This is a genomic window from Pseudomonas sp. MBLB4123 (assembly GCF_051904775.1).
Lineage (GTDB): Bacteria > Pseudomonadota > Gammaproteobacteria > Pseudomonadales > Pseudomonadaceae > Aquipseudomonas > Aquipseudomonas benzenivorans_B.
Map to the genome: position 1 here is coordinate 540394 of NZ_CP196711.1, position 20559 is coordinate 560952.

The window sequence follows — 20559 nt, forward strand, 5'->3', positions numbered from 1 at the left end:
CGGCATACTCGTATAAGGGCCTTTTGCCGAAGGGAAAGCTGGCTCATGTTGCGTCTCTCTGGGTTGTATCGTTATCCGCTGAAATCGGCCATGGCCGAGCCGCTGCGCGAGGCGCAGCTGGACGCCTTGGGAGTCGCCGGGGATCGTCGTTGGATGGTAGTGGATGCGGCCAGTGGACGCTTCCTGACGCAGCGCCTGCTGCCGCAGATGACCCAGCTGCAGGCGCGCTGGCAGGGCGCCGAGCAACTGCGCCTGAGTGCCCCGGGCATGGCCGACCTGCTGGTCGCGGTGCCGGGTGAGCAGGCCGAACTGCGCGGGGTGACCATCTGGCGCGACAGCCTGCGGGTGCCGGATGCCGGCGAGGCGGCGGCCCGCTGGCTGAGCCAGGCGCTCGGGCGTGACTGCCGTCTGGTGCAGGTCTGCGAGGCCCGCGCGCGGCAGGTCGACACCGCCTATGCCGAGGTCGGCGACAAGGTGGCCTTCGCCGACGGCTTTCCCTTGCTGCTGATCGGCCAGGGTTCGCTGGACGACCTGTCCCGCCGGGTCGGCCGGCCTCTGGAGATGCTGCGCTTTCGCCCCAACCTGGTGGTCGAGGGGGCGGCGCCCTATGCCGAAGACGACTGGAAGCGCATTCGCGTCGGCACCCTGGAGTTTCGCGTGGCCAAGGGCTGTTCCCGCTGCATCATGACCACCCTCGATCCGCAGACCGGCGAACGCAGTGCCGACCGCGAGCCGCTGACGACCCTGCGCGATTATCGCCAGCGCGAGGGCGAGGTGTATTTCGGTCAGAACCTGATCGCCTGCGGCAGCGGCGAGCTGGCCCTGGGCATGCCGGTCGAGGTCCTCGAGTAGCCGGCGCCGCGCCGGCTCACTGGTCGTCGAAGTAGCGCTCGTGCCAGCCGATCAGCGGCTGCGGTGCGTTGAGCTTCTGCCCGTAGATCACCGCGTAGGACAGCACGTTCTGCACGTATTGGCGGGTTTCGTCGAACGGGATGTTCTCGATCCACACGTCGTAGGCCAGGTGGTCGGCGCCGCGCAGCCACTGGCGTACGCGGCCGGGGCCGGCGTTGTAGGCGGCGGAGGCGAGCACCCGGTTGCCGTTGAACTGGCCGTAGATCTGGCTCAGGTAGGCGGCGCCCAACTGGATGTTGACCTCCGGCCGGTAGGCCAGCCGCGGCGATGACAGGGGGATGCCGAAGCGCCGCGCGGTTTCCTTGGCCGTGGCAGGCATCAGTTGCATCAGGCCCATGGCGCCGACGGGCGAGCGGGCGTCGGCCATGAAGGCGCTCTCCTGGCGGGTGATGGCGAACACCCAGCTGGAGTGGATGCCGCGTTTCTTCGCCTCGCGGGTCAGCTCCGAGCGATGGGCCATGGGGAAGCGCACGTCGAGGTCGTCCCAGTACTGCGCCTGGCTGATGGTGCGGATGGCCGGGAAGTACCAGCCCTGGTCATAGGCCAGGCGGGCCTGGGCGACCAGCTCTTCGCGACTGAACAAGCGGCTGACGTGGTACCACTCGCGGCGCCCGTCGACGATCTGGCCGCGGGCATGGAACTCCAGGGCGCGGCGGATGCCGGCGGCGTTGCGCACCTTCTGCAGCGTGTTGCGATCCAGCGCCAGGGGCTTGTTGTTCAGCTGGTAGGGTGCCTTGACCTGGTCGGCGGCCATGAAACCGTAGAAGTCGCGCTCCTTGGCCAGGCCCTGGTAGAGGGGCTGGTGGCCGTTGCCGTTGGGTTGGGCCAGCTGCAGGCTGCGTGCCTGCCAGTAGCGCCAGCGGCTGGACTGCGCCAGGTCGGCGGGCATCTGTCGGGTCAACCGGTGGGCCTCGTCCCAGCGCCCTAGGCGCAGCAGCAGGCGCGCACGCCACTCGCTGACGGTGTTGTCACGCAGCTCGGGGTCGTACTTGGCCATCACCGCCAGGGCGCGGGCGTCGAAGCGTTTGGCCAGGGTCAGGCCGATCTCGCGGGCGATCGCCACCTGTTCCTCGCTGGAAAACCTCATGCGCTGGGCATAGCCGTCGAGCAGGCTCAGGGCCTTCTCCGGATCCTGGCGGGCCAGGCGGCGCAGGCCCAGGCCGACCACGTCGGCCATGGCGGCGTCGGCCGGCGCGAAGCGCGCGGTCTGGGCGAGCAGCAGCGGCTTCTGTGCCACCTCGACCAGCAATTGACCCTGTCTGCCCAGGGTCGGCAGGCTCTTGATCAGGTATTTGGCCAGGCCATAGTTGCGCGCTTCGGCGGCCAGCTTGGCTCTCTGCCAGCGCTTCTGTTCGGTGAGCTGGCCGGCGGCTGTCCAGCGCTCGAACAGTCTGTCGCAGGCCTCCGGCTGGGATTTGCCGACCAACCAGAGCTTCTCCGCGGTGGCATAGCCCTCGGCGGTCAGGCCGTGGCCGAGCTGGTACTGGCCGTACAGGCAGTCCAGCTCGGTGAAGTTCAGTGCCGGGTCGTAGTGGTTGACGAAGCGCTGCCACTCGCCGCGTTCGGCCAGCCAGCGCAGCCAGCGCAGCTTCATCCAGCCGGCCTGGGGCAGGTCGCCGTGCTCGGCGAGGAATTTCTCTATCTCGTCATTGCTGGCCGATTTCAGACGGGCGGTCAGTTCGTCGTAGGCCAGATAAGGTTCCAGGGGGTAATCGCGCAAGGCACTGGCATAGCGCCGATAGGGCTCGCTGTTGCCCTTGGCCAGGGCCCGCTTGGCCTCGTCGTAGTATTGGCGCTGTTGATCCAGGCTGGCGGCCTGGGCCGAGGCGAGCGTGGCGGCTAAGAGGCAGAGGCAGGACAGCAGGGGGAACAGGCGACCGCGCATGACACTTCCAGGCTTGGCAGATGAGTGGGCGCCGGCATGGCCGGCGCGGAATTCACCTAGCTTAGCCTTTTGCCCGGGGGCGACGAAAGCGCGGCACCGGCTGGAGCGCGCATGAAATTGGCCGCAAACCTCAGGCCTATCTCGGTTAGAATGCGCGCCCAGTTTTTGTCGCGGCCCTTGGGCTTCGACTAATCAGTTTCTGTGCTGATCACGGACGGAAAGTCGGGAGCCTCTGCGCAATCGGCGCATGTTCCCAGACCTTGTCCGCCGGTTCAGTGCCTGTCGTATTCGAGGCGTGCCATGACCCTGCTCAAGTTCACCGATGTTTCCCTGGCCTACGGCGCCATGCCGCTGCTGGACCGGGTGTCCTGGCAGATCGCCCGGGGCGAGCGGGTGTGCATCATCGGCCGCAACGGCACCGGCAAGTCCAGCCTGTTGCGCCTGGTCAAGGGCGATCGGCAGGCCGACGATGGCGAGATCTGGCGGGCGCCGGGACTTAAGATCGGCGAGTTGCCCCAGGAACTGCCGCGTGCCGATGAGCGCACGGTGTTCGATGTGGTCGCCGAGGGCCTGGAGGGAGTCGGCGCCCTGCTCGCCGAATACCACCACTTGAGCCAGAACATCCACAGCGATGCCGATCTGGACAAGCTGATGCACGTCCAGCAGGAGCTCGAGGCGCGCGACGGCTGGCGCCTGCAGCAACTGGTCGAAAGCACCCTGAGCCGCCTGCAGCTGCCGGCCGACAAGACCCTGGCCGAACTGTCCGGGGGCTGGCGCCGGCGCGTGCTGCTGGCCCAGGCACTGGTTTCCGAGCCGGACCTGCTGCTGCTGGACGAGCCGACCAACCATCTCGACATCGGGGCCATCGCCTGGCTGGAAGAGGCGCTGTTGGGCTTCGGCGGTGCGGTACTGTTCATCACCCACGACCGGGCCTTCCTGCAGAACCTGGCCACGCGCATCCTCGAGCTGGACCGTGGCGGCCTGATCGACTGGAACGGCGACTACGCCAGCTTTCTGGTGCACAAGGAGCAGCAGCTGGCGGCCGAAGAGACCGCCAATGCGCTGTTCGACAAGCGCCTGGCCCAGGAAGAGGTGTGGATTCGTCAGGGCATCAAGGCCCGGCGTACCCGCAACGAGGGCCGCGTGCGTGCGCTCAAGGCCATGCGCGCCGAGCGCAGCGAGCGCCGCGAGCGTCAGGGCAAGGCGAGCATCCAGCTGGAGGCCGCGGAGAAGTCCGGCAAACAGGTGATGGTGGTCGAGCATGTGGGCTTCGCCCACCCGGGCGGGCCGAAGCTGGTCGATGATTTCTCCATGGTCCTGCAGCGCTCCGACCGTATCGGCCTGCTCGGCGCCAACGGCACCGGCAAGACCACCCTGCTCAAGCTGTTGCTCGGCGATCTGCAGCCCACCGAAGGCAGGATCGAGGTCGGCACCAGGCTGGAGGTGGCCTACTTCGACCAGCTACGCCATCAGCTCGAGCCGGAGAAGACGGTGATCGACAACGTCGCCGAGGGTCGCGACTTCATCAGCATCGACGGGCAGAATCGCCATGTGCTGAGCTACCTGGGCGACTTCCTGTTCAGCCCGCAGCGCGCCCGCACGCCGGTCAAGGCCCTGTCCGGCGGCGAGCGGGCCCGTCTGTTGCTGGCCAAGCTGTTCAGCAAGCCGGCCAACCTGCTGGTGCTGGACGAGCCGACCAACGACCTGGACGTGGAAACCCTGGAGTTGCTGGAGGAGGTGCTGTTGACCTTCCCCGGCACCGTACTGATGGTCAGCCACGACCGCGCCTTTCTCGACAATGTGGTCACCAGCACCCTGGTGTTCGAGGGCGAGGGACGGGTGCGCGAGTATGTCGGCGGTTATCAGGACTGGCTGCGCCAGGGCGGTTCGGCACGCCTGTTGGGCGTCGGCGAGAGCAAGGGGGGCAAGGCCGAGCTGGCTTCCGCAGTGGTCGCGCCGACGCCGCCGCCTGCCGCGTCCGAACCTGCCGCGGCTCCCGGGAAGAAGAAGCTGAGTTACAAGCTGCAGCGCGAGCTGGAGGCGATCCCCGGGCAGATCGATGGGCTGGAGGCGCAGATCGCCGCCTTGCAGGAGCAGGTCGGCGACCCTGCGTTCTACCAGCAGCCGGCCGAGGAAACTGCCGCGGCCCTGGCGCGGCTGCAGGCGCTGCAGGATGAACTGGATCAGCTTTTGGAGCGTTGGGCCGAACTCGAAGGCTAAAACCGTCGACAACTCGTTCGAAAACCCTCAAACAGGACACTTGGAAGTCTGGCGGAGCAAGGCATGGCCATCGAGTACCGGTTCACTCTCGACGACGAACATCAGTTCACCTATCACATCGAGCTGGAGCGCGCCTATGACCCGGCGCAGGCCCAGGTCGCGCCGAAATGGACCCGCCTGGAGCATCAGCAGTGCAGCAACTGCCCCTTGAGCCGCGACACCTTCAGCCATTGCCCGGCGGCTGTCGACCTGCATCGCGTGATCGAGGATTTTCAGGGCCTGCCGGCCTTCAAGAAAGCCCTGGTCTGGGTGCGCACGCCGGAGCGTGAGTACACCAAGCAGGTCGGGCTGGAGGAGGGCTTGCGGGCGCTGCTCGGGGTCATCATGGCGACCAGCGCCTGTCCGGTGCTGGGCAAGCTGCGGCCGATGGCGCAGAACCACCTGCCGTTCGCCAGCAATCAGGAATTCATCCTGCGGACCTTCTCCTTGTATCTGGCGCGCCAGTATTTCAACCATCGCGAGGGGCGCCATGCCGATTGGGAGCTGAAGGGGCTGGTGCGCATGTTCCAGCAGTTGCAGCTGGTCAATCAGGCGTTTTGGCAACGCATCCACGACACCTGCGAGGGCGACTCGAACCTGAAGGCGTTTTTGACCTTCTTCTCGATGGCGTCGAGCATGACGGTGTCGCTGGAAACCCAGTTGCAGAAGATCCGCCCGCTGGTGATGAGCGCCGGCGACAGTTTCGAATGACAGGCTGACGAATGGCGCCGGGTGCGCCATTCGCCAAGCGGCGGTTTACTCGGGCTTGTTCAGGCGTACGGCCAGCACGTCGCACGGGGCGCCGTGCAGCACGTCGTTGGCGGTGGAGCCCAGCAGGAGGGCCAGGCCATGGCGGCCGTGGCTGCCGACCATGATCAGGTCGCAGCCCTGCTCCTCGGCCAGGCGGTGAATTTCCTGGCGCGGCTGGCCGTAAGCCAGGTGGCGCTGGTCGGCGCTGAGTTTCGGGTATTTTCCGGCGAAGCTGTCCAGGCGCTCGCGGGCCTGATCGAACTGCTGCTGCTGCAGCATCGACAGGTCCATCGGCACATCACCGCCAAAGGCCATGGCCATGGGTTCGACGACGTGCACCACGGACAGCTTGGCATGGCTGCTGGCAGCCAGTTTCTGCGCACGCTGCATGACCGGGTCGCATTCCTCGGTCAGGTCGACGGCAACCAGGATGTGCTCATAGGGCATGGGGTAACTCCTCGGATGGGCAAGCGATGAGAGTAAGTATGACTGCATTGAAGGCTGACGACAGGCTTTTGCCTGCGAGACGGTACTTATGACCCTGTGGATAGTGTTGTTGCTCCTGGCTTGCGTGCTCAGTCCGCTGGCCTGGCTGATCCCGTCGCGGGCCCAGCGTGGGCAGATGGACGTGCGTCTGCAGGCCCGGCGCATGGGCCTGGCGATGCAGTTGTCGCGCCAGGAGTGGCCGCACTGGCTGGAGACACAGCCGCCGAGCGCTTGTGCCCAGTATCACCTGGGGCGGCGTCGCGGCCAGGTGGACAGCTGGTGCTATTGGCAGGTCGAGCCCGGCAGATGGCTGAATCAGTGGCGTGAGCCCTGCGCCGAGGCGTCCCTGGCCGAGCAGTTGGCGCGGTTGCCGGCCGATGTGTTCAAGGTCGAAGCCACGCCGCAGATGGTGGCCCTGTGTTGGGGCGAGCGGGGGCAGGGCGATGCGCTGCAGAATGTCTACGACTTCCTGCGGGCGCGCGCCTAGGGAACAAGGAGCGGCCCGACCCAAGGGGCGGGCCGCAGGGGTGGCCAGGCAGGCCGGAAAGGTCGTGGGCGGCACGCGGAGTTATGGCTGCTTGGCCGCATACTGGGCGGATACACGCTCCAGTCCTTCGATGATGCTGTCCGAGTACTTGTTGACGAGGAAAGGCACGCTGTTCTCGTTGTAGTTCATCAGCGATTTTTCGATATAGCGCCACTTGGTGGCGACAGAGTCGAGGGTCTGCTTGAGCTGAGCGCTGTTCTGCGTGGCCTGTTCCAGGCTCGCCAGGCGCTCGGCGAACTGGCTGACCATCTCTTCGATGGGGCGGACTTCGCCGCCGCCAATGAATGTCGCCCCCACCGAGGCGCTACGGGAGGCGTAGTCCACGGCGATGGCCTGCATCAACAGGCTCTGCTCGCGGCTCTGCTGGGTCAGGGCGGCCGTCCTGTGGCCGCTTTCCTGCTGGATCTTGCTGTACAGCTCGTTACTCAGGGCCAACAACTGTTGGTTGCTGGCGCTCAGGTCGGCCACTGGCTGCAGGTCGGTGTAACCCCGCTGCCTCAATGCCTTGATCAGTCGGTTGAGTTCGCTCTGGTAGTCCTGCCATTGCTGCGCGAGCTGGGTGAGCAGGACTTTCGAGCCTTCGCCCGGCATGTCCGTCAGGGCCTGCAGGTGTTCGTTGGCCTGGCCCAGTGACTGCTCGATCATGCGCGCATAGCGTTGATCACCTTCCATGCCGTTGTACATGTAGAAGTCGCCCAGGGTTTTCTGCGCGACCAGGCGCAGCTGGTGCAGGTGGAGCAGGTTGCTGGCGGCGTCGGCGGCCTGGCTGGCGGCGCTGAACAGCGCGAGACCGGTGGCGAGCAGGGTGCTCAGGGAAATGGCAAGCAGTCGGCTCGACATGGGAACTCCGTGTGCCCCTCTGGGGGTATTTGTTGTTTTTGTTGTTCCGCCCAAGCCATGCGCGAGCGGACTGGTACGACTGTACCCGGAGGAAAATCTTTTTGCTAGGCATGCGCTGGTTCACAGTCTGCGCTGCAGGGAACCGTCGAATGCCGCGCAATCGATGCCGTTGCTCGCGCGTTTGCCGCCGTATGCCCGGGCACCCAGGGCTTTCTGGACCCGACGGGAGTCATCGGGGAGGGCGGAGTACGCTCGGCAATTGACAAGCCGAGGCTTTTCCCCGAAGGTGTGCACACCCAAATCAAACGGGCGTATGAATTGAGCGTTTGCCTGAATCGGCAGCGCCTTTACAGTCCGAATATCGCGTCGGCGGGTGTGCCAGGCTGCTTGGGGCTATTCTCGACGGCAGTGCCGTGGGACAAGCTCACTGGTTGGCTCCGATGTGTACTGTTCAGCTTCCATACCGTGGAGATCAGTTGATGATTTACGAAGGTAAAGCCATCACGGTTAAGGCTCTTGAGAGTGGCATCGTCGAACTGAAATTCGACCTCAAGGGTGAATCCGTCAACAAGTTCAACCGTCTAGCCCTGAACGAACTGCGTCAGGCGGTTGATGCGATCAAGGCCGATGACTCGATCAAGGGCGTGATTGTCAGCAGTGGCAAGGACGTGTTCATCGTCGGCGCCGATATCACCGAGTTCGTCGACAACTTCAAGTTGCCTGACGAGGAACTGGTGGCCGGCAACCTGGAAGCCAACAAGATCTTCAGCGACTTCGAAGACCTCGGCGTGCCGACTGTCGCGGTCATCAACGGCATCGCCCTGGGCGGCGGCTTCGAGATGTGCCTGGCGGCGGATTACCGCGTCATGGCCGACAGCGCCAAGGTAGGCCTGCCGGAAGTCAAGCTGGGCATCTACCCGGGCTTCGGCGGCACCGTGCGCCTGCCGCGCCTGATCGGTACCGACAATGCGGTGGAGTGGATCGCCGCCGGCAAGGAAAATCGCGCAGACGACGCCCTGAAAGTAGGGGCCGTCGATGTCGTGGTCGCCGCCGACAAGCTCCAGGCAGCAGCCCTGGACCTGGTCAAGCGCGCCATCTCCGGTGAGCTGGACCACAAGGCCAAGCGTCAACCGAAACTGGACAAGCTCAAGCTCAACGCCATCGAGCAGATGATGTGCTTCGAGACCGCCAAGGGCTTCGTCGCAGGGCAAGCCGGCCCGAACTACCCGGCACCGGTCGAGGCGATCAAGACCATCCAGAAGGCCGCCAACTTCACCCGCGACAAGGCCCTGGAAGTCGAGGCCGCCGGCTTCGTCAAGCTGGCCAAGACCTCGGTGGCCGAGAGCCTGATCGGCCTGTTCCTCAACGATCAGGAACTGAAGAAGAAGGCCAAGCACCACGACGAGATCGCCCAGGACGTGAAACTGGCCGCCGTGCTCGGCGCCGGCATCATGGGCGGCGGTATCGCCTACCAGTCGGCGGTCAAAGGCACGCCGATCCTGATGAAGGATATCCGCGAAGAGGGTATCCAGATGGGCCTGAACGAGGCCTCCAAGCTGCTCGGCAAGCGCGTCGAGAAGGGCCGCCTGACCCCGGCGAAGATGGCCGAGGCGCTCAACGCCATTCGCCCGACCATGTCCTACGGCGATTTCGGCAACGTCGACATCGTCGTCGAAGCCGTGGTCGAGAACCCCAAGGTCAAGCAGGCCGTGCTGGCCGAGGTGGAAGCTGCAGTCGGTGAGAATGCGATTCTCGCCTCCAACACCTCGACCATCTCCATCAGCTTGCTGGCCAAGGCGCTCAAGCGTCCGGAAAACTTCGTCGGCATGCACTTCTTCAACCCGGTGCACATGATGCCGCTGGTCGAAGTCATCCGTGGCGAGAAGTCCAGCGAAGTGGCCGTGGCCACCACCGTGGCCTACGCCAAGAAGATGGGCAAGACCCCGGTCGTGGTCAACGACTGCCCGGGCTTCCTGGTCAACCGCGTGCTGTTCCCTTACTTCGGCGGCTTCTCCAAGCTGCTCGAGCTGGGCGTCGACTTTGTGCGCATCGACAAAATCATGGAGAAGTTCGGCTGGCCCATGGGCCCGGCCTACCTGTCCGACGTGGTCGGCATCGACACCGGCCATCACGGCCGCGACGTGATGGCCGAAGGCTTCCCGGATCGCATGGCGGTCGAAGGCCGTACCGCGGTCGACGTGATGTACGAAGCCAACCGTCTGGGCCAGAAGAACGGCAAGGGCTTCTATGCCTACGAAACCGACAAGCGCGGCAAGCCGAAGAAGGTCGTCGACCCGCAGGCTTACGAGTTGCTCAAGTCCATCGTGCGCGAGCAGCGTGAACTGAGCGACGAGGACATCATCAACTTCATGATGATCCCGCTGTGCATGGAAACTGTCCGCTGCCTGGAAGACGGCATCGTCGAGACCGCCGCCGAGGCCGATATGGGCCTGATCTACGGCATCGGCTTCCCGCCCTTCCGTGGGGGCGCGCTGCGCTACATCGACAGCATCGGTGTGGCCGAGTTCGTCGCCCTGGCCGACAAGTACGCCGATCTGGGCGCGCTGTACCACCCGACCGCCAAGCTTCGCGAAATGGCCGCCAATGGCCAGAAGTTCTTCGGTTAATCGCGGACAGACTAGAGCGAGAGTGAATTTATGAGCCTGAATCCTAGAGATGCAGTGATCGTCGACTTCGGCCGTACCCCCATGGGGCGTTCCAAGGGCGGCATGCACCGCAATACCCGTGCCGAGACCATGTCGGCGCAGTTGATCAGTGGCGTCCTGGCGCGCAACACCAAGCTGGACCCGGCGGAAGTCGAAGACGTGATCTGGGGCTGTGTCAACCAGACCCTGGAGCAGGGCTGGAACATCGCGCGCATGGCGTCGCTGATGACCCAGATCCCCCACACCAGCGCCGGCCAGACCGTCAGCCGCCTGTGCGGTTCCTCCATGAGCGCCCTGCACACCGCCGTGCAGGCGATCCAGACCGGCAACGGCGACGTCTTCGTGGTCGGCGGCGTGGAGCACATGGGCCACGTCGGCATGATGCACGGCGTCGACCCGAACCCGCACCTGTCGCTGTATGCCGCCAAGGCCTCGGGCATGATGGGCCTCACCGCCGAGATGCTGGGCAAGATGCACGGCATCAACCGCGAGCAGCAGGACGCCTTCGGTGAGCGTTCGCATCGTCTGGCGCACAAGGCCACCGTCGAGGGCAAGTTCAAGGATGAGATCATCCCGATGCAGGGCTACGACGAGAACGGTTTCCTGAAGGTCTTCGACTACGACGAAACCATTCGTCCGGAGACCACCCTGGAAAGCCTGGCCGCCCTCAAGCCGGCGTTCAACCCGAAAGGCGGCACCGTGACCGCGGGTACTTCCTCGCAGATCACCGACGGCGCCTCCTGCATGATCGTCATGAGTGCCCAGCGTGCCCAGGACCTGGGTATCCAGCCGATGGCCGTGGTGCGTGCCATGGCCGTGGCCGGTGTCGACCCGGCGATCATGGGTTACGGCCCGGTGCCGTCCACCCAGAAGGCCCTCAAGCGTGCCGGCCTGAGCATGGCCGACATCGATTTCGTCGAGCTCAACGAAGCCTTCGCCGCCCAGGCCCTGCCGGTGCTGAAGGACCTCAAGCTGCTCGACAAGATGGAGGAGAAGGTCAACCTGCATGGCGGTGCCATTGCACTGGGCCACCCCTTCGGTTGTTCCGGCGCCCGTATCTCCGGTACCCTGCTGAACGTGATGAAGCAGAACGGTGGTACCTTCGGCGTGTCCACCATGTGCGTGGGCCTCGGCCAGGGCATCACCACCGTCTTCGAACGCGTCTAAGCGTTGGTGGACACAAGACCGGGGCCCAGTGCCCCGGTTTTTGTTTGTCGGCGCTAAGTTTTTTCAAGGAATTCTGCGATGCAGCTACAGGCGGGTCTTTATCGTCATTACAAGGGGCCCGAGTACCGGGTGTTGGGGGTGGCTCGTCATTCCGAGACCGAGCAGCAGCTGGTGGTCTACCAGGCGCTGTACGGCGATTTCGGCTTGTGGGTGCGGCCGCTTTCGATGTTCTGCGAGGAGGTCGAGGTCGATGGCCGGCGTGTGCCGCGCTTTGCCCTGATTCGGGCGGAAGCACCGGTTTTCAGCGGCCCCTGAGCCGACATCGGGGCATGGCCGCGCTTGACCTCGACTTTAGCGCCACTATATATAGCGGTGCCGCGTGAGGCGCCTCCCGCCTTTCATTCTTTCGAATTCAGGAATTTTCTGATCCATGGGTAAATCGCTGGTCATCGTGGAATCCCCGGCCAAGGCCAAGACCATCAACAAGTATCTGGGCAGCCAGTACGTGGTGAAGTCGAGCATCGGCCATATCCGTGACCTGCCCACCAGTGGCTCGGCGAGCGCGGCGAAGGAGCCGGCCAAGCGCGGCAAGGCCGCGCCAGGCGAAGCGCCGGCGCTGTCACCCAAGGAAAAGGCCAAGCGCCAGCTGTTCGCCCGCATGGGTGTCGACCCGGAACAGGGCTGGAAGGCCAAGTACGAGATCCTGCCCGGCAAGGAGAAGGTGGTCGATGAGCTGCGGCGCCTGGCCAAGGAAGCCGACACCATCTATCTGGCGACCGACTTGGATCGCGAGGGGGAGGCCATCGCCTGGCACCTGCGCGAGTCCATCGGTGGCGACGACAGCCGCTACAAGCGCGTGGTGTTCAACGAGATCACCAAGAAGGCGATCCAGGAGGCCTTCGCCGAGCCGGGCGAGCTGGATATCAACCGGGTCAATGCCCAGCAGGCGCGGCGCTTTCTCGACCGCGTGGTGGGCTATATGGTTTCGCCGCTGCTGTGGGCGAAGATCGCCCGCGGCCTGTCCGCCGGCCGCGTGCAGTCGGTGGCGGTGAAGCTGGTGGTCGAGCGGGAGAAGGAGATCCGCGCCTTCGTCCCGGAAGAGTACTGGGAAGTGCACGCCGACCTGGGCACGGCCAAGGGCGACAGCGTGCGTTTCGAGGTGGCCCGGGAGAACGGCGCCGCCTTCAAGCCGTTGAACGAAGCCCAGGCCATGGCGGCCCTGGCCACGCTTAAGGCATCCAGCTACAGCGTCGCCAAGCGCGAGGACAAGCCGACCAGCAGCAAGCCGTCGGCGCCCTTCATCACCTCGACCCTGCAACAGGCGGCGAGCAATCGCCTGGGCTTCGGCGTGAAGAAGACCATGATGATGGCCCAGCGCCTCTACGAGGCCGGCTACATCACCTATATGCGTACTGACTCGACCAACCTCTCGGCCGATGCCGTGAGCATGGTGCGTGACTTTATCGAGAACGAGTTCGGCAAGCAGTACCTGCCGGCCAAGCCCAACCTCTACAGCAGCAAGGAGGGCGCCCAGGAGGCGCACGAGGCGATTCGCCCGTCCGACGTCAACCTCAAGCCGACCCAGCTGTCCGGTATGGAGCGCGATGCCGAGCGTCTCTACGAGCTGATCTGGCGCCAGTTCGTCGCCTGTCAGATGCCGCCGGCCGAGTACCTGTCGACCACGGTCACCGTGACCGCGGCGCAGTTCGAGCTGCGGGCCAAGGGACGCATCCTCAAGTTCGACGGTTACACCCGGGCCATGCCGCAGCAGAGCAAGCCGGGCGAGGACGGCGTGTTGCCGGAGATGAACCAGGGCGAGTCGCTCGGGCTGCTCAAGCTCGATCCCAGCCAGCACTTCACCAAACCGCCGGCACGTTATTCCGAGGCCAGCCTGGTCAAGGAGATGGAGAAGCGCGGCATCGGCCGGCCTTCGACCTACGCGGCGATCATCTCGACCATCCAGGACCGCGGCTACGTTGCCCTGCACAACCGCCGCTTCTACTCGGAGAAGATGGGCGAGATCGTCACCGAGCGCCTGTCCGAGAGTTTCGCCAACCTGATGGACTACGGCTTCACCGCCGGCATGGAGGAGCACCTGGACGATGTCGCCCAGGGCGAGCGCGAGTGGAAGCATCTGCTCGACGAATTCTATGGCGATTTCAAGGGCAAGCTGGAGGTGGCCGAGGCCAGCGACAGCGGCATGCGCGCCAACCTGCCGACCCCGACCGACATCGCCTGCCGCGAGTGTGGCCGACCGATGATGATTCGCACCGCCTCGACCGGCGTGTTCCTCGGCTGCTCGGGTTACAGCCTGCCGCCGAAGGAGCGTTGCAAGTCGACCATCAACCTGATCCCGGGCGATGAGATCGCCGCGGACGACGAGGGCGAGTCCGAATCCCGGGTGCTGCTCGGCAAGCATCGTTGCCAGAAGTGCGGCACCGCCATGGATGCCTACCTGATCGACGAGACCCGCAAGCTGCATGTCTGCGGCAATAACCCGGACTGCTCGGGCTATGAGATCGAGCAGGGCCAGTACCGCATCAAGGGCTACGAAGGGCCGAGCCTGGAGTGCGACAAGTGCGGCAGCCAGATGCAGCTCAAGACCGGGCGCTTCGGCAAGTTCTTCGGTTGCACCAACAGCGAATGCAAGAACACCCGCAAGCTGCTCAAGAGCGGCGAACCGGCGCCGCCCAAGATGGATGCGGTGAAGATGCCGGAGCTCAAGTGCGAGAAGGTCAACGACACCTACGTGCTGCGGGACGGGGCGTCGGGTTTGTTCCTCGCCGCCAGCCAGTTTCCGAAGAACCGCGAGACCCGCGCGCCGCTGGTGCTGGAGCTGATTCCGCACAAGGACGAGATCGACCCGAAGTACCACTTCCTGCTCGAGGCACCGAAGAAAGACCCGGAAGGTCGCCCCGCGGTGATTCGTTACAGCCGCAAGACCAAGGAGCAGTACGTGCAGTCCGAGGTCGAGGGCAAACCCACGGGCTGGCGTGCCTTCTATGACGGCGGCAAGTGGAAAGTCGAAGACAAGCGCTGATCATTCTGCGCGCGCCGGCGAGCTGCGGGCGCGCGTATAGTGATCGGGTAAGTCGTGGAGGGCGTCTCGATGGCCAATGAACTCTATACCCGTACCAACCAGAAGATCTTTTACGCCGGCCTGTCGCTGGAATCCTGGCGCCAGGCGGAAGAGGGGCGGGCGCTGAACGCTCAGGCACTGATTCAGGCCGAGCGTGAGGCGGCCCTGTTTCACCTGTATGGAGCGCTGCTGGGGCTGTGTCACGAAATCGCCGGCTATTACCGCTTGCCGGAGCGCACCGCGCCGCGTGCCGAGCAGTTGCTCAGCCGCGCGGTACTGGAGGCGGCGCCGAGCCCCGAACTGGCCGAGTTGGTCGAGTTGGCGCAGCAGCCGGAGACCTGGCTGGCGCAGCTGTTGCGGGCCTACGCCGGGCTGTTCCAGCCCCCCCAGGGCGAACAGAAGGCCAAGGTCGATCCGGCTGCGCCGCTGATCGAGGCGGTCAGCCTGGACCGCGAAGAGCCGCCGTTGGCGAGGGAGGCACTCGAGGCCTGGCGTCAGCAGCTCAAGGCGCTGGCACAGCGCTTTCGCGAGTCGCTCACCGAGTGGTGAGGCGGCTCTGGATGGGCGGGCTAGGGTGAAGCCTGGCCGGCTGCTACAATGCCGGCCTTACGTGGAGAGTCGAACCAATGCCTACATCCTTTCTGGAAATTGTCGAATTGCCCGATGGGCGTATAGCCCTGCGTCGAGCGGAGGATGAGGAGGCGCTGGTGGTGCTGGATTTCTCTTCCGATGCCAAGGCCTTTCTACAGGGGCAGCATGTCGAGGTGGCCAAGGCCATGCTGAACGTGGGCGTGCAGATGGCCGGCCGCTTGGCCGAGGGCGACTTCCAGCATGAGCAAGAGGCGCGCGTGCTGCACTGAGGTGTCTCGGGGCGCATTGTTCTCGGCATGGCTGCCGACCATGCTCCCGCATTCAATCGCGTGCTTGCCGCTTCCTGGCCAGGACTGTTCTCTAGCTCGGCTCCGTCGCTTTTCGCTACTTTTCTCTAGCCCAGGCTGATATTCAGGCTCTGTGCCCGGCCTTGCCGAGCGGCCTGTTCGAGCCGCCGCCGGGCCTGCCGCTCCAGCGGATGCAACCAGCTGACCACCGTATGGCTGCGCCCCAGCGCCAAGGCTTCCTCGGCCAGTTGCAGGGCGCTGCGCCTGTCACCCGGCTGCAAAATCAGGATACGTTCGCGGTTCAGGCCCGCATCGCGCAGCCAGCCTTGTGTCAGGGAACGGGGTGGGGCGATCAGCGTCAGCCAGCGTGCATCATGGTTCTCGCTCAGTTCCCGCAGGATGGGGGCGAGCAGGCTCAGGCAGTGTCCGGCGGCGCCGCGCAGCGATAGTTCGCTGAACGCCTCGGGTTCCGTCTCGGCCAGCAGTGCCGAGGCCGGCGCGGCGAGAAAGGCATCGAACAGGGGAAGTTGGCTTCGGTTCAGCGGCTGCGGGGACTGCATAGGTGCTCCTCTAGCGGCGAATGACGCCGACACTCAGGCCTTCGATGACCAGCTCCTGCTCTTCCAGATTCACCTCGATCGGGGCGAATTCGGGATTCTCGGCGAGCAGCCAAACTTTGTTGCCATCGCGCTTGAAGCGCTTGACCGTGACCTCGTCATCGAGGCGGGCCACTACCACTTGGCCGTTTCGGGCCTCGCGGGTGGTGTGCACGGCGAGCAGGTCGCCGTCGAAGATGCCGATGTCCTTCATGCTCATGCCGCGCACGCGCAACAGGTAGTCGGCGCGGGGGTGGAAGAACTCCGGATTGATGCGGCAGGATTCTTCCACATGCTGCTGTGCCAGAATGGGAGCGCCGGCCGCGACCCGGCCGATGACCGGCAGGCCTTCCTCTTCTCCACTCGGTTCGAAGCCGGGTATGCGAATGCCGCGGGAGGCGCCCGGAGTCATTTCGATGGCACCCTTGCGGGCCAGGGCCTTGAGGTGTTCCTCGGCGGCGTTGGGTGATTTGAAACCGAGCGCCTGGGCGATTTCCGCACGGGTCGGCGGATAGCCGTTGTCTTCGAGGCACTGCTTGATGAAGGCGAGAATCTCTGTTTGCCGCGGCGTCAGTTTCAGCATGTCTGGGCTCTGTTTTTTTATACAGTGACTGGGATTATATACAGTGCAGGCGGCTTGGCAATCCACCTTTTTCGCCCCGGTCCGGATTCGGCCTTGCACTTTGTTGAGGACTGCTTGTTACTTGGCTTTCATTCCGTGCGTCTTGTTCTGCTGTCCGGGCTCGCTATCGTGCAGCGTGACTGGTCGGCCGAAAGGCGGCTCGTGCGGCTTGACAAGGAGGCGGGCTGAAACGTATGTTTCAAACAAGTGTTTGTCAGGTGCAAGGTCATGGCTCAGTCGGAAACCGTTGAACGCATTCTCGATGCCGCCGAACAGCTGTTCGCGGAGAAGGGCTTCGCCGAGACCTCGCTGCGGCTGATCACCAGCAAGGCGGGGGTCAACCTGGCGGCCGTCAACTACCATTTCGGCTCGAAGAAGGCCCTTATCCAGGCGGTCTTCTCGCGCTTTCTCGGGCCCTTCTGCGTCAGTCTCGAGCGCGAACTCGATCGACGCCAGGCCAAGCCCGAGGGCAAGGCCAGTCTGGAGGAGCTGCTCGAGCTGCTGGTCGAGCAGGCCCTGGCCGTGAAGCCGCGCAGTGGCAACGACCTGTCGATCTTCATGCGTTTGTTGGGGTTGGCGTTCAGCCAGAGTCAGGGCCATCTGCGCAAGTATCTGGAAGAGGTGTACGGCAAGGTTTTCCGCCGCTACATGCTCCTGGTGCACGAGGCCGCACCGCGTATTCCGCCGCTGGAGCTGTTCTGGCGGGTGCACTTCATGCTCGGCGCGGCGGCATTCAGCATGTCCGGGATCAAGGCCCTGCGGGCCATGGCCGAGACCGATTTCGGGGTGAACACCTCGATCGAGCAGGTGATGCGCCTGATGGTGCCGTTCCTGGCGGCGGGCATGCGCGCTGAAAGTGGGCTGGCCGACGAAGCTCTGGCTACGGCGCAGCACAAACCGCGAGTCAAGGGCACGGCCGCATCCGCCAAGGTTTGATACGCGGCGGGTGGGCGTGGCGGGTGTGATCCGCTAAGCTAGCCGCCCATGCGCGCTCTCGATCTTCTGCATATCTCCCTCGCCGACCAGTGCCTGTACGGCTTTGCCGACGGGCAGCTGTTGCTGCGCCTGCCGGTTTCCACGGCGCTCAACGGTCCCGGCGAGCTCAACGGCTCCGGCTGTACCCCGCGGGGGCTGCACCGGGTCCGAGCGAAGATCGGCGAGGGGCTGCCACTGGGCGCCGTGTTGCGCGGGCGGCGCTGGACGGGGGAGGTCTGGTCGGCCGAGTTGGCCGTGCGCTTCCCCGAGCGCGACTGGATTCTCAGCCGTATCCTCTGGCTCAGTGGCTGCGAGCCGGGGCGCAACAGGCTCGGCGCCGTGGATACCTTCCGCCGCTATATCTACCTGCACGGCACGCCGGACAGCGAGCCGATGGGCGAGCCGCGTTCCCATGGTTGCATACGCCTGCGCAATGCGGACCTGGTCGAACTGTTCCCGCGGGTGCCGTTCGACTGTGCGGTGCGCATCGAGGAGGCGGCTTGTCCGGACTGGGCGGCGGCTCCCCTCAATTAAGGATTTCTAGTGAGTTCAAGCATGCAAGGTTCGCTGATGCTGGATATCGACGGCACCTGGCTGACCGCCGAGGACCGTCACCTGTTGCGCCAGCCCGAGGTGGGCGGGCTGATTCTGTTCGCGCGCAATATCGAACACCCGCGCCAGGTGCGCGAGCTGTGTGCGGCGGTTCGCGCCCTGCGCCCCGATCTGCTGCTGGCGGTGGATCAGGAGGGCGGGCGCGTGCAGCGTCTGCGCCAGGGTTTCGTGCGTCTGCCGGCGATGCGCGCGGTGGCCGACAATCACAATGCCGAGGCGCTGGCCGAGCAGTGCGGCTGGGTCATGGCCACCGAGGTGCTGGCCGCCGGTTTGGATCTGAGCTTCGCCCCGGTGCTGGATCTCGATCACCAGCGTAGCGCGGTGGTCGGCAGCCGCGCCTTCGAGGGCGATGCCCGGCGCGCTGGCATGCTTGCCGGCGCCTTCATCCGTGGCATGGCCGCGGCCGGCATGGCCGCTACCGGCAAGCATTTCCCCGGCCATGGCTGGGCCGAGGCCGACTCCCATGTGGCGATTCCGGTTGACGAGCGCAGCCTGCAGGAAATTCGCGCCAGCGACCTGCAGCCCTTCGCCCGTCTCAGCGGTCAACTGGCCGCGGTAATGCCGGCCCATGTCATCTATTCTCAGGTCGACAGCCAGCCGGCGGGTTTCTCGCGGCGCTGGCTGCAGGACATCCTGCGCGGCGAGCTGAAATTTGCCGGGGTGATCTTCAGCGATGACCTGTCCATGGCCGGCGCCCATGTCGCCGGCGATGCCGCCGGGCGCATCGAGGCGGCGCTGGCGGCGGGCTGCGACATGGGCCTGGTGTGCAATGACCGGGCCTCCGCCGAGCTGGCCCTCGGGGCCCTGCAGCGGCTCAAGGTCAGCGTGCCGGCCGGGCTGGCGGGCATGCGCCGCCGGGCCTTTCCGGGGACCGAGTATCGCCAGGACCCGCGCTGGCTGCAGGCGCTGGCCGCGCTGCGTGCCGCCCAACTTATAGATTGAGAATGATGTGATGACTGTTTACGCCATTATCGGCGGTACCGGCTTGACCCAACTGGAGGGTCTGACCATCAAGTCGGCCCTGAACCTCGATTCGCCCTACGGCCAGCCGTCGGCACCGGTGCTGCGCGGCGAGTACGCCGGGCGCGAGGTGCTGTTCCTGGCCCGCCACGGCCATCCGCATCGCATCCCGCCGCATCAGGTCAACTACCGCGCCAATCTCTGGGCGCTGAAGGAGGCCGGGGCCCAGGCGATCATCGCGGTGAACGCGGTGGGCGGCATCCATCCGGCCATGGGTACCGGGCACTTCTGCGTACCGCACCAGGTCATCGACTACACCAGCGGCCGCGCCCATACCTTCTACGAGGGCGAGCTCGAGCATGTCACCCATGTGGACTTCAGCCACCCCTACGATGCGACCCTGCGCGACAAGCTGTGCGGCGCCCTGGCGGCCGAGGGTTGCGCCTTCAGCGGTCACGGCGTCTACGGCTGCACCCAGGGGCCGCGGCTGGAAACGGTGGCGGAGATCGCCCGCATGGAGCGCGACGGCTGCGATATCGTCGGCATGACCGGGATGCCCGAGGCGGTGCTGGCGCGCGAGTTGTCGCTGCCCTATGCCTGCCTGTCGCTGGTGGTCAACCCGGCGGCCGGCAAGTCCACTGCGCTGATCACCATGGCGGAGATCGAGCGGGCGCTGGACGAGGGGATGGGCCAGGTCAAGGCGGTGCTGGCGCGGGTGCTGGCCGGGTAAACCGGCGACTGGATGAACAAGGGCCGCATCGCGCGGCCCTTTTTCGTGGTGTCGGGCTACAGCGGCTTGACCCGGATCAGCAGGCCGAGGCTGCCGTGGTCCAGGAAGGTCAGCTCGCCGCTCTTCAGGCGGCTGTCCTGCTTGAGGCGCTCGCTGCCGGAAAGCAGCCCGCTGGCGTCGAAGCTGTTGATCCAGAGGTCGGCCTCCACGTCGATGAAGCGGGCCTGCTTGAGGCTCAGGGTGCCTTCCACCGGGAAGTGGCCGAACTGCTCGCTGCCGCTGCTCAGCGCTACCCGGCTGGGGGTGCCGGAGAGGTGCTGCGACCAGGCCCTGTGCAGCAGCACCTGATAGCCGTTGCCGGGGTTGAGTTTGCTGGCCTCGCTGTTCAGCGCGGTGCCGCGTTCGCTGCCGGCGTCGATGGGCTGTGCATCCCGGGCCCAGTCGTCCGGGGCAGGCTGGCTGGCGGGTACCGGCTCGCCGGCCTGACGGAAGACGATGACCTCGACCTGGTACAGGCCTTCGGCGAAGGTCGGGGTGGCGAGCAGCATGAGCAGGGTGAGCGGCAGCAGGGCCAGGGTGCGGAGTGCGCGCATGG

The 20559-nt window shown here is 65.3% G+C and carries 20 protein-coding genes; 14 read left to right on the plus strand and 6 right to left on the minus strand.

The window, feature by feature from the left end:
* The first annotated feature begins 45 nt into the window (after positions 1-45).
* The gene (locus ACSX1C_RS02705; RefSeq protein ID WP_439888128.1) at positions 46-852 is read left to right on the plus strand and encodes an MOSC domain-containing protein; all 807 of its coding nucleotides are present in this window, start codon (positions 46-48) and stop codon (positions 850-852) included.
* Positions 853-868: 16 nt separating this feature from the next.
* Here the strand turns inward: ACSX1C_RS02705 and ACSX1C_RS02710 are convergent, their stop codons facing one another.
* On the minus strand, positions 869-2797 hold the full coding sequence (locus ACSX1C_RS02710) for a transglycosylase SLT domain-containing protein (RefSeq protein WP_439888129.1): 1929 nt from the start codon (positions 2795-2797) through the stop codon (positions 869-871).
* 300 nt (positions 2798-3097) lie between these two features.
* Here ACSX1C_RS02710 and ACSX1C_RS02715 point away from each other — a divergent pair, with 300 nt between their 5' ends.
* Together ACSX1C_RS02715 and ACSX1C_RS02720 are read left to right on the plus strand one after the other, a co-directional pair.
* Positions 3098-5017 carry an ATP-binding cassette domain-containing protein gene (locus tag ACSX1C_RS02715; protein ID WP_439888130.1) on the plus strand — a complete coding sequence of 640 codons (1920 nt, stop codon included), beginning with the start codon at positions 3098-3100 and terminating at the stop codon, positions 5015-5017.
* 63 nt (positions 5018-5080) lie between these two features.
* Positions 5081-5767 (plus strand): DUF6901 family protein, encoded by a 687-nt coding sequence (locus ACSX1C_RS02720; protein WP_439888131.1) that lies wholly within the window; start codon positions 5081-5083, stop codon positions 5765-5767.
* 45 nt (positions 5768-5812) lie between these two features.
* Here ACSX1C_RS02720 and ACSX1C_RS02725 read toward each other — a convergent pair whose 3' ends face one another.
* Positions 5813-6253, minus strand: coding sequence for a universal stress protein (locus ACSX1C_RS02725; RefSeq protein ID WP_318642182.1), 441 nt, complete (start codon positions 6251-6253; stop codon positions 5813-5815).
* Positions 6254-6341: 88 nt separating this feature from the next.
* On the opposite strand from ACSX1C_RS02725, the gene ACSX1C_RS02730 reads away from it, so the two are divergent.
* Positions 6342-6779, plus strand: a complete 438-nt coding sequence (locus ACSX1C_RS02730; protein WP_439888132.1) for a hypothetical protein — start codon at positions 6342-6344, stop codon at positions 6777-6779.
* Positions 6780-6860: 81 nt separating this feature from the next.
* Here ACSX1C_RS02730 and ACSX1C_RS02735 read toward each other — a convergent pair whose 3' ends face one another.
* Complete coding sequence (locus ACSX1C_RS02735; protein WP_439888133.1) at positions 6861-7679, minus strand: hypothetical protein; 819 nt, start codon at positions 7677-7679, stop codon at positions 6861-6863.
* A 479-nt stretch (positions 7680-8158) separates the two neighbouring features.
* On the opposite strand from ACSX1C_RS02735, the gene fadB reads away from it, so the two are divergent.
* From fadB to ACSX1C_RS02765, 6 genes are all read left to right on the plus strand, one after another.
* On the plus strand, positions 8159-10306 hold the full coding sequence (gene fadB, locus ACSX1C_RS02740) for a fatty acid oxidation complex subunit alpha FadB (protein ID WP_439888134.1): 2148 nt from the start codon (positions 8159-8161) through the stop codon (positions 10304-10306).
* 30 nt (positions 10307-10336) lie between these two features.
* The gene (gene fadA, locus ACSX1C_RS02745) at positions 10337-11512 is read left to right on the plus strand and encodes an acetyl-CoA C-acyltransferase FadA (RefSeq protein ID WP_439888135.1); all 1176 of its coding nucleotides are present in this window, start codon (positions 10337-10339) and stop codon (positions 11510-11512) included.
* A gap of 78 nt (positions 11513-11590) precedes the next feature.
* Positions 11591-11827 (plus strand): DUF1653 domain-containing protein, encoded by a 237-nt coding sequence (locus ACSX1C_RS02750; protein ID WP_439888136.1) that lies wholly within the window; start codon positions 11591-11593, stop codon positions 11825-11827.
* Positions 11828-11942: 115 nt separating this feature from the next.
* A complete protein-coding gene (topA, locus tag ACSX1C_RS02755) occupies positions 11943-14552 on the plus strand; it encodes a type I DNA topoisomerase (RefSeq protein WP_439888137.1) in 2610 nt (869 codons plus the stop codon).
* Between the two features lie 69 nt (positions 14553-14621).
* Complete coding sequence (locus ACSX1C_RS02760; protein WP_439888138.1) at positions 14622-15140, plus strand: DUF6586 family protein; 519 nt, start codon at positions 14622-14624, stop codon at positions 15138-15140.
* A 77-nt stretch (positions 15141-15217) separates the two neighbouring features.
* Complete coding sequence (locus ACSX1C_RS02765) at positions 15218-15451, plus strand: hypothetical protein (protein ID WP_439888139.1); 234 nt, start codon at positions 15218-15220, stop codon at positions 15449-15451.
* A gap of 125 nt (positions 15452-15576) precedes the next feature.
* Here ACSX1C_RS02765 and sulA read toward each other — a convergent pair whose 3' ends face one another.
* Positions 15577-16029, minus strand: a complete 453-nt coding sequence (gene sulA, locus ACSX1C_RS02770; protein WP_318642173.1) for an SOS-induced cell division inhibitor SulA — start codon at positions 16027-16029, stop codon at positions 15577-15579.
* A 10-nt stretch (positions 16030-16039) separates the two neighbouring features.
* Positions 16040-16648 carry a transcriptional repressor LexA gene (lexA, locus tag ACSX1C_RS02775; RefSeq protein WP_318642172.1) on the minus strand — a complete coding sequence of 203 codons (609 nt, stop codon included), beginning with the start codon at positions 16646-16648 and terminating at the stop codon, positions 16040-16042.
* A gap of 267 nt (positions 16649-16915) precedes the next feature.
* Here lexA and ACSX1C_RS02780 point away from each other — a divergent pair, with 267 nt between their 5' ends.
* The 4 genes from ACSX1C_RS02780 to ACSX1C_RS02795 are packed head-to-tail and all read left to right on the plus strand — an operon-like array spanning position 16916 to position 19964.
* Positions 16916-17623 (plus strand): TetR/AcrR family transcriptional regulator, encoded by a 708-nt coding sequence (locus ACSX1C_RS02780; protein ID WP_318642171.1) that lies wholly within the window; start codon positions 16916-16918, stop codon positions 17621-17623.
* 48 nt (positions 17624-17671) lie between these two features.
* On the plus strand, positions 17672-18196 hold the full coding sequence (locus tag ACSX1C_RS02785) for a L,D-transpeptidase family protein (RefSeq protein ID WP_439888140.1): 525 nt from the start codon (positions 17672-17674) through the stop codon (positions 18194-18196).
* A 21-nt stretch (positions 18197-18217) separates the two neighbouring features.
* Positions 18218-19216, plus strand: a complete 999-nt coding sequence (gene nagZ, locus ACSX1C_RS02790) for a beta-N-acetylhexosaminidase (protein WP_439888141.1) — start codon at positions 18218-18220, stop codon at positions 19214-19216.
* A gap of 10 nt (positions 19217-19226) precedes the next feature.
* On the plus strand, positions 19227-19964 hold the full coding sequence (locus ACSX1C_RS02795) for an S-methyl-5'-thioinosine phosphorylase (RefSeq protein WP_439888142.1): 738 nt from the start codon (positions 19227-19229) through the stop codon (positions 19962-19964).
* A 56-nt stretch (positions 19965-20020) separates the two neighbouring features.
* Here the strand turns inward: ACSX1C_RS02795 and ACSX1C_RS02800 are convergent, their stop codons facing one another.
* On the minus strand, positions 20021-20557 hold the full coding sequence (locus tag ACSX1C_RS02800; protein ID WP_439888143.1) for a CsiV family protein: 537 nt from the start codon (positions 20555-20557) through the stop codon (positions 20021-20023).
* Between the last annotated feature and the right edge of the window lie 2 nt (positions 20558-20559).